Raw genomic sequence first — 14,279 nt, forward strand, 5'->3', positions numbered from 1 at the left:
ATGTGGGTTAAAGGGTTTCACGCATTTCTGCGGCCAATGCGGCAATGCCTTTTTTTATGTCTCCGCCATACTTCTCGGCATAGCGGTGGACTTTGATTTTTTCACTTTCTTCGGTGGTATAGGCCAGGTATTCTTCCAAAGAAACTTCCGTGCGGTATACCTTACTGGCCTGTCCGCCCAGCCCGATAAAGACTTCCTTGTATTTTTTGGTCAGGTCGTTGGCCTTATTGATAGAGAGGATCAAGGTTTTCTCGTTCTGGGTCAATCCCAATAGTTCCTGTATCTGATCGAACTTATTCTGGTATTTGCTCTGGTCCAGGAGGATTTTACAATCGCTGTTGTTGATAATGGCCTGTTTGACCACGGGGCTGCTGATAATATCCTCCACTTCTTGGGTCACTACTATCGCTTCTCCGTAAAACTTACGCACTGTTTTAAAGAGGTATTTGATGTATTCCGCCATGCCTTCTTTGGCGATGGCTTTCCAAGCCTCTTCGATCAGGATCATTTTACGGATGCCCTTGAGGGTGCGCATTTTGGAAATAAAAATCTCCATGATGATGATGGTGACCACGGGGAACAGGATCGGGTGGTCTTTGATGTTGTCCAGTTCAAAAACAATAAAGCGCTGCTCTAGCAAGTCGAGGTTTTCTGTGGCGTTGAGCAAGTAGTCAAACTCCCCACCCTGATAGTAAGGCTTTAGCACGTAAAGAAAATTCTCTACATCAAAGTCTTTTTCCTTAACTCCATCCCGTTTTAAAGCATTTACAAACTCACCCTTCAAGAATTCATAAAAGCTATTAAAGCCCGGGAATGTATCGGTGTTTTTACCCAAGTACTGGTAGTATTGGGTCAGGGCATTGGAGAGGGCGACATATTCACTGCGAGTAAATACTTCATCGTCTTTTTTCCAAAGTGCCAAAAGCAGGGTTTTGATGCTTTCCTTCTTTTCGGTGTCCAGTATACCTGAGATATAGAAGGGATTGAAACAGATGGGATTCTTTTCTTCGTAGGTGAAGTAATAGCCGCCTACCAGTTCGCACAATCCTTTATAGCTATGGCCAACATCTACCAGTACTACGTGGGTGCCCTGTTCATAATAAGCACGTACCATATGGTTGGTGAAAAAACTTTTACCACTGCCCGAAGGCCCTAAGATGAATTTATTGCGGTTGGTGATTAGCCCTTTTTTCATAGGCTCATCTGAAATATCCACGTTCAGGGGCCTGCCCGTGGAGCGGTCACCCAAACGGATACCCACCGGACTTACCGAAGAGCGGTAATGGGTTTCCATATTGAAAAAACAGGTGGCCTGCTCAACAAAAGTATCGAAGGTATCATTGCCAGGAAAAGCCCCTGCGTTACCAGGCAAACCTGCCCAATAGATTTGCGGTGCTCCCTTGGTTTCCTGTTTGGGGTGGGCATCCATTTTGGCCAGTGATGAAGAAGCCAGATTGCGCAGTTCTTTTCGTTTGGCAGCATCTTCTGTCCAAACCAGCACATTGAAATGTGCCTTTACAGGCTGACGGCCTTTACTGATGGCTCCGTTTAGAAAGCTGGCCGTGGCATCCCGCGCAATGGCATTTTCGCGTGAATAGGCTGAAAGCGATTGCAAACGCAGCCGTTTGGCCTCCAGACGTTTCATGGTCTTGGCCACGTCTTCCCTGAAAATGTACTGATTGTAGATGTGGTTACAGGGCAAAAGCTGACCTAAGGGCGAAGCAAATCCTACGGTGTAGTTGGTTCTATCGGTAGAATATTTTTCATAATGTATGTAGGGGCTGCACTTGCCGGGCAGATCTTCTACATCCGCCAAACTGTAGAGCTGGCAATATTTTTCCCCGATCTTCCACTCAGGCTTAAAACTAATGTCACAAAGTGAAGGAGGCGTTTGTTCATCCTGTAAAAAGAGGTAGCGCTCCAGTATGCCCGTGGTAGAAGGTGTTCCGACCAATTGGTCGGCTGTAAGCCTGGTGAGTTCAACCCTTCCATCGAGCAGGATTTGGATGAATTGCCCAATAGTGTCATAAAACGCATCCACTTTTTTGGAATCTATGGCTTCTTTTGGAGCAAGTGAACTGCGCAAAAGATTGGAAAGCGAGGATTTGGACAGCTTAAAACGCGTGGTACGTTGGGTGATAAACAGATAACAGTGGTGATCAAGAAATGGTCTTTCATTAAAAAAGCGTTCGCTTGCACGGGAGAGAAACGATTGATCCGCTTGCTCAAAATCTGCCTGACATTTTTTTTCTGTAAACCAATCCTGCTTATGCAGCATGGTATTGACAGGCAAGCCACGTATAGCTTTCACCCAGCTATGGTGCAGGCTTTTGTATTCTTCAGGGCTGAGGGTGAAAATCTCTGGGAGCTCCACTTTAAAGCCCAAGGTCACATCTCCCTGACGGGAGAGTATACAATCATTTTCAACCTTGTACAAGGGCATCAGTTTTTCGATGGATCGGGTTTTTCTTGTGTTGATCATGTGTTATTGGACTTTAGGTTGAGAAATACTTGGCGACTTCTGAACACCAAGGTTTCGGGCACTTGTCTGTGGGCTGTTGCTTTCATAAGCCCATGTTCCCCGTAGCGGTGGCTAAGGCGGAATACCTGAACAAAGAGTGCCGTACCCAGTCCAAAGGCGATGCCCACACAGACAAGCACCTGCACACCCAGTACATAGAGAATGGCAAAGAGGATAAGCAGCACGATCAGCCCCACAGCCAGATAGCCGATATACTGGGCTTTCAGTCCCTTAAATTCTATGGGTTTGTTAATGCCTTTGTTAATGGGTAGCTCGTTCATCTGCGCAGGGTTGAAGTAGTTTTCTTTTTAGTTCTATGCACGGTCTTGGAATGGCCGTTCATTTTTTTGGTTTGGGTGTGCCCATTAAGGGCGGGAAGATTATCTGGAGCCTTCAATTCGGTTGATTCAGGGTTTAATTCAGCGGCTTTTATGTTCATGGTAATTTTATGCTCCAAGCGGGTACTTTCCTTTTTTAAAGCCAGTAGTTCTTCTTCTCGCTTAAAAGGCTTCCCGATCAGTGCTTTGGTCTGTAAGATTTCTTGGCCGATGTCCTTTAGTTTTTGCTCGCTTTTTTCCCTTAAGAGCTTTACCCTGTCAATGGCATTTAGAAAATGTCGGGCAGCCCGTTTTGGGTTCTCGCTGTCGGGTTGCCCACTGTTGTAGGTGTACTTGATACTGCCCTTGGGGTGGATTGCGTAGAAGCCATTTGAAGTGTGGTAATCAATACCGTGTTTTTCCAGCCAAGCGGTTTTTTCCTGACGGATGTAAAGGTCAAATCCGTATAGGCTTCCTATCTTTTCTTCACTCTGTTGTCCTTTGGGTTTCCAGTGCTTGTGAAGCTCGTTCAGGAACTGCCCTATGGAAGTTGCGTTGGCTTTGTTCAGATCTTTTAAGTGGACGGGGTTGTTTTTAGTCCCGTCTTTAGTGAAGGTGCGCTTTGCGGTATAATGGGCTTCGTCCTGCTTTAAATTTTTAAGGATTTCTGTGGTTTTCTGCTTATCAAGACCAAGTTGTTTGAGGCTTGCCTCAGCTCTGGCGGATTCTTTGTAGTGGATTTTTTTGAGACTTTCCAAAACCGCCAGTTTCTTGTCCACCTTGGACTTTTCCAAAAGCGTGTTATCTCCTGAAAGAATGGCGATGTACTCCGAGAAATTCATGCCGCTCTGCGCATCAATGGCACCCTCGTCAATGGTGCGTACGCTCAGGGAAGATTCCTTCATCTGGCTGATAAAGGTTTGTTTGTTTTTAAGCAGGTTGAACTTGTAGTTGTCAAGCGACCTTTCGGTGGCATAGATATAGCTGACCACTTTGTTACCGAAGTGTTCTTTGGCAACAAAATTGCCCTGACGGGCACCCCTTCCATGGCGCTGATCCAATTCAGAAGGCTTCCAGGGTATATCTAAATTATGTATCGCCACTACTCTGGCCTGTACGTTAAGTCCAGTACCTGCTTTTTCAGTACTGCCGAGCAGTACGCGGATTTCTCCGCTGTTCATTTTCTTATACAACTGGGGCTTTTTATGATCTGCCCAATCGTGAATGAAGCTGATCTGGTGGGCAGGAATCTGATAGGTCTCTACCAATAATTGTTTTAGCGCATCGTAAACATTAAACCCCTCCTTGGGTGTACCGATGTCACTAAAAATAATTTGTGTTCCCTTTTGCGCAGCACTCTTGGTATACCATGCTTCGATGTTCTGGGCAGCTTCCATAAGTTTTCCACCCGGGTTATCCTTGTATTTTTCAGGGTCGATCAGGCGCATATCGGTCGCCATCATTTTGCCATAGTTGGTGGCAATCAGCATACGGGCTTTATCTTCTGTTGCGCTTAAGGGTGGTCTTCCAATCAGTTTGGCGTCCCCATTGCGGGCAAAGGCCATCAGCCGTTGTATGAAATCCTCTTGCATAGCATCGGGAGCAATCGGCACCAGCTTTTCTTCCAACTCGGGTTTATCCAGCCCTATGTGTTTGGCGGTTTTATAATCGGTAATGGCGTTATAGAGCAAGGCCAGTTCGGGCACTTTGATAAAATGACGAAAGCGTTCCTTAGCACGTATTTCGTTAGTAACGGAGAACTCAAAATCCACCGTTTTTTTTGCAAACACAGCCGCCCAAGCATCAAAATTATCAATGCGTTGACGTACCAGTTCACGCGGGCGCAGGTATTTAAACAACAGGTACATTTCGGTAAGGCTATTGGAGATAGGCGTACCTGAACAAAAAGTCACACAAAGGTCTTGGTCAAATTTCTCCTGCAAGGTTCTGATCGCAAAAAGCATGTTGAGGGCTTTTTGGCTACCTTGCGGATTGCCCAGTCCCGCTACACGGCTGTGTCGGGTGGTAAAAGTGAGGTTCTTGAATTTGTGGGATTCATCGATGAACAAGTGATCTATGCCCGTATCCATAAAATGAACCTGATCATCCTTTTTGCTTTCGATCTTTCCCGTCAGTTTTTTAAGCTTACCAAGTAGATTGACTTTGCGGATTTCCAGTCCTTTGAGCATTCTTCTGGAAATATCCCCGCCCGAATTTTTGATGGCCTCTAAATCCTTTTCCAGATTGCCCAGTTCTGATAGTAAAACCTGCTGTTGTATTTCAGGTGCCTGTGGGATTTTCCCAAACTGGTCGTGGGTCATGATGATGCAGTCCCAACGGTTGTTTTTAATCTCATGGAAGAGCCTTTGCCTGTTCTGCGGAGTGAAGTCCACTCCACTGGGAGCTAGTACTTTCGCTTTGGGATAGGCCTTTTTAAAGGTTTCTGTAACCTGTCCTACATTGGCCTTTAAAGCCAGAATCGTAGGTTTTTCAACGATTCCAAGCCTTTTTAATTCGTGGGCAGCTACCACCATGGTCAGGGTTTTACCTAAGCCCACCTCATGGTCAATTAAGGCGCCCCTGTTCTGTATGATGCGCCAAGCGGCATTCTTTTGGGAAGAGTACAGGTCTTCGATTCCCAGAGCGGCCTTGTCCAAGCCGGGAAAGGTCAGGTGGCTTCCATCATACTCCCTCGGGGCATAGCCATTATAGATTTTGTTGTAGAGCAGCTCAATAGTCGTTTGCTCTTGCGCAGGTTGCTCGGCCATCCACTCTACAAAGCGTTCCCTGATGTCCTCGATTTTCTGGTGCGCCAGTTGGGTGGCTTCATTATCGGGCTTGCGCATCTCCCGCCCGAAGGTATCTTCGATGGTATAGGTGTAAAATGGGGTCGTGTTTTCCAGTGCATGTTCCAAAAGTGTATAGCCGTAAGTAGTGCGCCCGCTCTTGGGTGTTACAGCAAACTCCTGATTGACCTTGGCATTGCTTCCCCTTACGGTAACCTTAAAACTATCCAGTGAGGATAGGTAATGCACGTTAACATCCAGATCAAATAACTCTCGGGCAAAGCGGTTGTAATATTCCAGTGGAATCCAACGCTCTCCAAGGTTAAAATCCAATAGTTTATAGGGGATTGCAGTGGGCTGCACGTTTTCCAGTGCTTTCAGGCTACGCTGAAACTCTGGGTTAGCTGGTTCTTGGTTGGCCTTCTTTTTAACAGCTACTAATTTTTCGCGCACGTGGTCGCTTAAAAACAGGTCTTTGGGTTCCCAGTTTCCGTTAGCAGGGTTAAGGTAGATATGATCGCCCAGCGCCTCTACCACTTCCTTGGAATCCATAGCCGTGGTGGCCGCTATGAAATCAAGGTCGACTTTACCTTTTTCATTCAAACTCATGGCCAAACCTTCCAGCGGATCATCGGTACTCAGGGGTTCGGCCTTGACACTCAGGTCTTCCCTTAAAAGATCAGAAGGGACAAAACTTGTCCCCTGTCTCAGTTCCAAGGAAGCTAACATTTGAAAGCCAAAGGCGGCATCCTGTAAAATCCGGTCTTTGTTGGGTTTATGGTTTAAGGGGCCATAGCTGGACACAAAGTGCCCATATTGGTCAGAAAGCATTTGACGGAGCATGGTCGTCTCGGGCATGTTATCGCCCTGTTCCATCAGCTTAAAATAGATGTCTCTTAAATTCAAATAATCCTCAAAGAATTTACTATCACCCGGTTTGGACTTTATCAAATACACAGGTGCTTGATGCTGATTTGGGTCTATTTTTCCCAGAATCCCCAACGCTCCTTTAAATGAGATCAGCGTACCTTCTTTGTAATGAACGGGCAGGTCACGGGCGATGTAGGTGTCATTGGCCGCTAAGAGCGGTTGCAAATGTTTTTCACCTTCTATTATGTAATCATGCGCATAGGGCTGTAATGCATCTGATACCCGCTGCATTTCGCGGCTCAGAACAGTACTGTTCATCCAATTCTGCGTACCGGAAATTTCTTTCAGGTTGGAATAGAGCCGATAGAGGTAGTTGTTGGTTTTTTTTCCTTTGGCAATCAGCAGTACCAAACTTTCATGTTTGGGGTTTTCTGTTGGGTGCAGGCTGCTTATCAGTCTTACGGAACGCTCTTCCACCATACGTTTGTCCGCATCGCTCAGGTAGGCCATTGCCCGGTTGATATTGCGCTCAGGTTGCAGGTCAAAGAGACCCAATTGCATTTCGGGGATTTGCTGAGGGCTTTCGGGCGGATCTAGGAAAGTGAGTTTTTTGGCCTTTTCATCCTGTATGGCGACTATAGCTTTTCCATAAAAAGCTTTCTGGTCAAGATGGTTTTTAACGTCTTGCTCTAATTGAAGGGTCAATGGAACGTATAGGCCTTGTAGGTCACCTTTAAAAGTGACCTTTTGGTGTGGCTGGCCGTATTGGTTTGTTCCGGCTTCTAGGCTATTGCCCAAAAAGGTTTCCGGATGATGTTCAATGTAGCTATTGAGAGAAAATGATCCAAATTCATTTTGCTTTTTTACCGTACTTAGAAGGAGCTGCTCATCAGGGGATAGCTCATTTTTTATATCCTGTTTTTGTACTACAAGTAAATGGCTGGGGGCTTGTGTTCCACCGGTGTCCCACATCAAAGAGTCTGGCATCACCGTTAGGGAAACAAAATCAGCTTGGCCAAAAAGATATTCCCGCGCGCCCTTGTTGGAGGGGCTGTTTAAAAAGGCATCCGTGGTAATGTAGGCCAAGAGGCCTCCGTTTTTAAGTTTTTCCAGCCCCTTGGCGAAAAAGTAATTGTGTATTTTACCGTTTATCTGAGACGGGAAAGCCGGGTCATGTACCTGAAAATTACCAAAGGGAATGTTGCTGGTAACAAGATCAAAGCGCCCTGACTCGTTTTCACTGGTCTGTTCCAACCCTGATACATGGATGGTTTTGTCCACCTTCAGGCGTGAAGCTCTGGCTTGTAAAACATAGCCGCTTACGAGGTCTTTTTCTACAGCAGTTATGTGCTGAATTTTGGGAAATGCTTTTGTAGCTTCTTTTACGAACACTCCGGCACCGGCAGAAGGTTCATACACGCTTTCAGGATGAATACCTTGTTTTTTCAGCACGTCAAAAAGTGCTTGGGGAACTACTTCGGGGGTATAAAAGGCAGTCAGCACACTGTTTTTAAGCGAGGCTACTGCTTGGTTGTAGGTTTGCTCATCCAGATGGGTTTTAAGGAGTTCATGTAATTTCTGAAAATCTTCATGCAGCCCCATATCAGCTTTGGAGGCTCCGAGTTTTTCCCACTCTTCTTTAGGGCCATAGGGATACAGAATAGCCTTTAGCCCTCCAAAGCCAGCGTAGCGCTCCAAAAGGCCAAGGTCATCGGCATTGACCTTGGCACCTTCTTTAAAGCGCAGTGCCACGTCAATGGCCCGGATGTTATCCGATAACTTTTGACGGGGGTTATAGGCCATGCGGCTGGTTTAAGGTGTCCAAATATTCCTGCACGGTGCCGATTATGGCGTAGCGCAACATCCGGTCGTCTTCGTTGGCTTCACAAAAGTCAAAGGATTCAAAAATGGAGGCGCAGAAGTTGATCAGGTTGATCAGTTCATAATGGAGCGTCCCAGTTCCCCACATTCGGTAGTAAACCGTCTCAAACTCTTGTTCCAAAAGTGCTTGCAGATAATTGTAGCGTGATACGCCAAGGTCTGCGGTTAAAGTGTGCAGGCATTCTTCTTCAATGATATAGTTAGGAGTACCAGTAGCCTTGAGTCGTTGGATCAGGGATTCTACTCTATTTGTTTTTTGATTCAGGTAGGTATTTGTTTCGCCTCGGTCTTCCAGACCGATCAGCAGTTCGGGGTAGAATTGCTGTAGATGGTTATGGAGTTTGCTTACTAAGCGTTGTTGCATGTTTTTGAGCTGTTTAGGTGAATGGGGGTTTTAGATGCCAAAGAAGCTTTTGAGTACCGTGGCCACGACCACCAGAAATACACAAGAGCCAAACCATGCAGCGGCCACTTTACCCGTGTCGGGTTCACCGGAGTTCCATTTGTTAAAGACTTTGACCGCTCCGATCAGCCCGACCACAGCTCCAATGGCATACATTAGATTGGCTCCGGCCTGGAAGTAGCTCTTTACTTTGTTGGTCGCCTCATTGATGCCCGCAGTACCATCTTGGGCAAAGGCTTCATAACTAAGGCATATCATTACGGTTATAAGTAGAAGTAAGCCGACAGAGCGGACGATTGTAAATGGGATGTTTTTCATAGGTCTCATTTTGAAGGATCTTTTGAAGCTTGGTATGCGGTAATCAGGTTTTTCCAGAATTCCTCCAGTTCAATTTCCTGTAGCGCAATATTTCGTTGAGAAGCAATTTTGATCAGCTCACGGCTTATGGTAAGCCTGAAAGCGGGGACGACCATCCCTTGAAAGTTTCCAAGGTGCAAGGCCAATAGCTGCAGTAGTTTTTTTTTGGAACCTTCGGCCTTGGGCAATAGCTTTTGTCTCACCTCATAGAGGAGTTGCTCTATCTTTCGGTAGGCTTCTACAAATTGCTCTTCGGTAAGGATAACCGAAGTGGTTTTGACTTTCTGCCCCTTTATACCAAGGAGTTTTTTTATTGTGTCCATACCTAGATATGTCTTGATCTCCTTGGGGTAGTACTTCCAAGCTATGTATAGGTAATAGGCAGCGGCAAGCAGTGTAAAAGCAATGGCCAGCTGTGTCCAGGGTATGGCTTTAAGCATTTTGGGATGTCTTTTGATGAAACATGATAGAGGCAAAAGTGAAGGCTTCTGCTACGGGTTGTTCACCCTATGACCCCAAGTGGGGGAAAATTTTCTCCAAAGCACAAAACCAAAAAAAGCCTGCTAGCCTGCTTGGTCCGCATCCTCCATCCACTGGTACAGGCGCGACTGCAAAAGTTCCATAAAAGCGGTACGGCTTTTTTTGCGGATGCGGATTTCCTGAAAGGTGCGGTAGAAATCGGAAAGGTCCCGCTGAAAGACTTCTTCCAAAAGAGCGGCTATCTCATTGATATTGGCCGTACCGTTGTTGAACACCCCTGCAGCCTTAAACGCGTAAACCAGTTCTACCAAAGAGACTTTGGGAGCAGTCCATTTGAGTTTGAGCTTTAAAGCCGTTTCGGGGATTGGCAGTTTTTGGTTCAGATTGGCAAATGCCCTTTGTAGATGTTCACTGAGCTTTTGATAGGCTTGTATGCGCCCAAACTTGAAGCTGTGGAGCGTTGAGAAACGGATGTCCATGTCCAGATAGTACTTATCGGGTTTCAGGCGCAAACCGGGCGGTTGGCGTGTAAAGTACTGATGGTCTTTGTGATCTTCTCCCATCAGGTAATAGGTGTGCAGGTTGTGGTTGCGCCTGAAAAACCGGTTAATGTGCGCCAGATGGATATTCAAATACCGCTGAACTTCTTTTGTTGATGCAACAGGCCGGCCTGATTCGATATAATAAAGTTCTTCGAAAAATATCAATTCTTTTAAAAAACGAGGTTTTATGTTTTTAAAGAAGTGGATTTCTTCTTGTTGGTCTTTAAAGGAATACTCTATGATAAACCCCTTTAACTCCTGCATAGCTTCCTGTACGGTTCTATAGGAGCTTTCGGTTTGTTTGAGCATGCTGTCGGCCTCAATGTTTATCGTGCCCAAAGCACTGTTCATCTGTTCGTATAACCTGTTACTGAATACTTTCATAGGACTATTGCTTTAAACCTGAAGCCGTACCTGTGCACAGCTATTCTTAAAGGGGCATAAGCACCTTTGTGTATAGCAAAGGTATATAGTCAAATATGGGAATTGAATATTCCGGACTTCTGTTACCAGCCGAAAGAGCAAAGAAAGGTGCTGAAAGCACTTATGAAATGGCCGAAGTATTTCGGTAAGTTTAAATGCAGTTTAAACAAACATATTTCTTATAAGAGAAATCTACTTGTTCAAACTGCTAAAAATGGATTGGTTGAGGATAAAATCTGGATATAAAAAGTTAATCCTTATATACAGCGGTCAACGCACCATTTCCACTAAGAACAAGGGTGTTATCGGGGTCAAAGTCAAATTCTATAGTGGTTTGAGTCCGAATTTGCTTAGTACGCCTGGTTTCAGGCGGATCGCTCACATCAAGGTTAATTGCTCCCCGTGTAATAATGAGCCCTGCGAACTGCGCTCCCCAGCCAAAAAGCAAGGTTTCTGGTACACCCTCAAAATATAGCTCTTGTTCTGGGGTCAGTTCAAAGTTATCGTTGAGCCAGGCCATAAAGTCGGCACACATCTTTTTTGCTTCTTCCATCAGATCTGTGTCCGAGAGGTTATACAGTGCATTTATCTTCTGTTGGATCCCTTGTTGTGATAACTGTTCCATAATTTTTTTGTTAAAATAAGAATATTGATAATGTTTATAGATAACATAATTACGATTAACTGTTTAAAAAATTGTGAATCAATAGCAGTATCATCATACAGCTTTAAACAACAAAAAACACGATATTCCATACGTATTACAAGATTTAACATTGAATACTAACAGCTTTTGAACCATTGAAAAATTATAATCCAGACTGACTAAAGTGGTCTTTAAAATATCTCAATATGGCAACATACAGACCGAAGGTTTCATACAACGATTTATATTTCAGGCTAATGGTCGCTGTGATCGGTGCACTGTTGGTGACAGAATTTGGGGGAAATGCAAGTATTTTTGACCGTTTGCTCAGCAAGTATTTTTATCAGGAGTTTTTCTCCAGCTTACTTATTGCACTCACCCTTATTGAGTGCATCGCCAGGGCAACACGATATTTAGATTCAAAATATGACTGGGAGAAGCGTCCCGTTATGCGGACAGTTTTACAGATCATTTTAGGAGTGGCACTACCTGGCCTCATTGATTTTTTTATGGCCGCTATATACTTTAAAGTCTTTGGGTTGAGTATACTAAAAGACACCAATTACATGGTGTACGCTTTTCCCTACATTATGATAATGCTCGTGTTATTCAACCTGTATTATTTGAGCTACTATTTCTTCTTGAGGTCACGACAAATTTCTGAAATGCAAAAGCAAGGTTTTAATAAAGCTTCTGAAGAAATACAGACGATTATGGTGCATCAGGGCTCCAAACACATGGCTCTAAAGACTGAGGATATATGTTATGTTCAAAGGGAAAACAGCTACAACTACTTGCATTCCTATAAAGGAGATAGTTACCTGACTCCGCATGCCTTGGATGATCTTCAAAAGATGTTGCCCTCCCGAATGTTCTTTAGGGTGAACCGTCAAACTATAGTGCATTACAAGGCATTGAAGCATTTTGAGCCTGCCTCCTATGGGAAATTGGAACTGTTTTTATCCCCGCCTGTAAATAAGCAGATATTTGTAAGTCAACGCAGGGCACGTGGTTTTCGCGCTTGGATGGAAATGCCTAGATGACCTTGGTAGAAGTAAATTAAACGACTAATCATCTTCAATAATCAAATGCCCTAGTTCAGGGCTGTTGTAAATGCGTTCCATCTCCCGTTCAATAATCTCCCTCACCTCCTGTTTTATCTGGCGGTAATTATCTTCTACTTCACCGGGTGATAATTCCCGTACATCGGGAATTGGCCGATAAGCTTCCTCTTCTTTTTTGAGCGCATCATGGTCATTTATGATTTCATTATGAAAGGTTTTGAGTTCTATTTTCTCGGTGGGGTCATCGGCTACCATGCCTACGAACTGCCCCGAAGAAAGCGATGAAATCGTTGAAGGCGGAACGGCCAATTCCAGTTGGTTGGATTTGCTGATTGAGGTTTCTGAGCTGTTGATGGAAACGCTTTCACGATCTTGCAGGATTTTACCAAAACGCTCGGAAAGCTGTTTGGCAGTATCGCCCAGTACTTGCCCGCTCACGAAATTGCCCACGGTGTTCATGATCACTTCGGCCTGGTCCCTGCCGTAGTCTTTTTTAAGCTGGCTATAGTCCTGCACGCCCAGTGTAGTGGCCACCTTGTTGCTCCTTGCCGTGGCAATAAGACTGTCGATCCCGTTAAAGTAAATGGTGGGAAACTCATCAAAGATCAGGCTCGACTTAAGTTGGTTCTTACGGTTGACCAGCTTGGTTATCCTGGAAATATAGAGGGACAATACTGCTCCATAGACCTGCTGCTTTTGGGGGTTATTGCCCATACAGACAATCTTGGGTTCATCTGGATTGTTGACGTCCAATGTAAATTCACTCTCAGAAAGCACGTAGTAAAGTTGCGGGGAGGACAGACGGGCCATTGTAATTTTAGCACTGGCAATTTGACCTTCCAATTGATCCACAGCCCCTTTTAAGTAAGCAGACACAAAGGGGTTGATGAGCACCTCTATCTCTGGCTCGGTACGCAACACGGTAAAGAGCTTGTCGTATTCGATTTGCATGAGCTCTATCACATGGGGCAGGGTGCAATACTTTCCCGAACAATGTTTTTTCAAAAACCAGATCACCGCGGTGAGAAAATTAATTGGGGATTCTACAAAAAAGTCTCCCTGCTTCTTTATCCAATCCCGATTGAGCCCCATCATAATAGTTCGGGCAGATTCACTGGCATCGGTAATATCCAGCATATTTGCGGGTTCTAGAGGGTTACAGCGATGGGTCTGGGAAAGGTTGTCAAAATTGATCGCATAGAACTTTGGAGTCACTTTATAGGCGGCCTTGTTCTTTTCAAGCGTGTTGAAAGCAATACGGGAAAGATCATCATATTTAAAATCATAGATGAACATGGCAAAACCCTTCTTGATATGCTGGGTAATTACATGACGGATCACAAAGTAGCTTTTTCCGGCTCCCGGAGTCCCGATGACCAGCAAGGCACGAAAAGGGTTAATGATGTTGATCCAGCTTTGACGGGCTTTGCCCTTTAGGTTATACTGGGCAGGCAGGTTGATCGAATATTCGTTTTCCAGGAGCCTTTCCTCTTGTGGAAAAGTTTCATTAAGGGCATTGAATACATCCTTGTCAAAACTGAGTTTCAGCCTTCTGGACAATAGGCCGCCTCCGATCAAAACCAGTATGTATCCAAGGGAAGTCGTTGCCATGTACAACCATGTGCCCAGTTCCAAAGAAAGAGCTGTATTGAGCAAAAAGTAAGCTGTCCAATAAAGGCATAGTCCCGCACCCATATAGGTCAGCGCATGAGAGAGCTTTATCTTATCATCTTTCTTGCCCTTGTTCCCTAATAATGAAATAACCAATAACACAAGTGCCAATCCTTTACTTATCCAGTATTCTTTGAAGAGCCCTGTACTCATCAACCTTAGAAGCAGGCGGTCTGAAACCTCGTGGGCAAGTCCCCAACCTTTGAAAGACGGATAACAATAGACATAAAGGTGCAGGCCTAAAAGCCCCATGCTGATCTTACGGGTCAGGTCGATGATCTTCCTGAGCCCTTCTATGTTCTCTCCGGTATTCATATA

10 protein-coding genes are annotated in these 14,279 nt (G+C 44.9%); 1 reads left to right on the top strand and 9 read right to left on the bottom strand.

All coding sequences use genetic code 11. The features are described from left to right. Positions 1 to 7: 7 nt before the first annotated feature. The 8 genes from ACXACJ_RS15210 to ACXACJ_RS15245 form a co-directional block, all read right to left on the bottom strand. Positions 8 to 2,482, bottom strand: a complete 2,475-nt coding sequence (locus tag ACXACJ_RS15210) for a TraG family conjugative transposon ATPase (RefSeq protein WP_062303447.1) — start codon at positions 2,480 to 2,482, stop codon at positions 8 to 10. After that, positions 2,479 to 2,802 carry a DUF4133 domain-containing protein gene (locus ACXACJ_RS15215; RefSeq protein WP_062303445.1) on the bottom strand — a complete coding sequence of 108 codons (324 nt, stop codon included), beginning with the start codon at positions 2,800 to 2,802 and terminating at the stop codon, positions 2,479 to 2,481. The genes ACXACJ_RS15210 and ACXACJ_RS15215 overlap by 4 nt, the downstream gene beginning before the upstream one ends. Continuing rightward, on the bottom strand, positions 2,799 to 8,297 hold the full coding sequence (locus ACXACJ_RS15220; RefSeq protein ID WP_475135306.1) for a helicase-related protein: 5,499 nt from the start codon (positions 8,295 to 8,297) through the stop codon (positions 2,799 to 2,801). The genes ACXACJ_RS15215 and ACXACJ_RS15220 overlap by 4 nt, the downstream gene beginning before the upstream one ends. Beyond that, a complete protein-coding gene (locus ACXACJ_RS15225) occupies positions 8,287 to 8,739 on the bottom strand; it encodes a DUF1896 family protein (RefSeq protein ID WP_062303443.1) in 453 nt (150 codons plus the stop codon). The genes ACXACJ_RS15220 and ACXACJ_RS15225 overlap by 11 nt, the downstream gene beginning before the upstream one ends. Positions 8,740 to 8,769: 30 nt before the next feature. Next, on the bottom strand, positions 8,770 to 9,036 hold the full coding sequence (locus ACXACJ_RS15230) for a DUF4134 domain-containing protein (protein ID WP_221405282.1): 267 nt from the start codon (positions 9,034 to 9,036) through the stop codon (positions 8,770 to 8,772). Between the two features lie 65 nt (positions 9,037 to 9,101). Then, positions 9,102 to 9,575: a hypothetical protein gene (locus ACXACJ_RS15235; protein ID WP_475135307.1), complete on the bottom strand. Its 474-nt coding sequence runs from the start codon at positions 9,573 to 9,575 to the stop codon at positions 9,102 to 9,104. A gap of 123 nt (positions 9,576 to 9,698) precedes the next feature. Continuing rightward, positions 9,699 to 10,541 (bottom strand): RteC domain-containing protein, encoded by an 843-nt coding sequence (locus tag ACXACJ_RS15240; protein ID WP_475135308.1) that lies wholly within the window; start codon positions 10,539 to 10,541, stop codon positions 9,699 to 9,701. 289 nt (positions 10,542 to 10,830) lie between these two features. Beyond that, positions 10,831 to 11,205: a hypothetical protein gene (locus tag ACXACJ_RS15245; RefSeq protein WP_062303439.1), complete on the bottom strand. Its 375-nt coding sequence runs from the start codon at positions 11,203 to 11,205 to the stop codon at positions 10,831 to 10,833. A gap of 227 nt (positions 11,206 to 11,432) precedes the next feature. On the opposite strand from ACXACJ_RS15245, the gene ACXACJ_RS15250 reads away from it, so the two are divergent. Beyond that, on the top strand, positions 11,433 to 12,269 hold the full coding sequence (locus ACXACJ_RS15250; protein WP_062303437.1) for a LytR/AlgR family response regulator transcription factor: 837 nt from the start codon (positions 11,433 to 11,435) through the stop codon (positions 12,267 to 12,269). 24 nt (positions 12,270 to 12,293) lie between these two features. Here ACXACJ_RS15250 and mobC read toward each other — a convergent pair whose 3' ends face one another. After that, positions 12,294 to 14,276 carry a conjugal transfer protein MobC gene (mobC, locus tag ACXACJ_RS15255; RefSeq protein WP_062303435.1) on the bottom strand — a complete coding sequence of 661 codons (1,983 nt, stop codon included), beginning with the start codon at positions 14,274 to 14,276 and terminating at the stop codon, positions 12,294 to 12,296. Positions 14,277 to 14,279: the final 3 nt, after the last annotated feature.

This window comes from Roseivirga sp. AWQ4_251 (assembly GCF_056158225.1).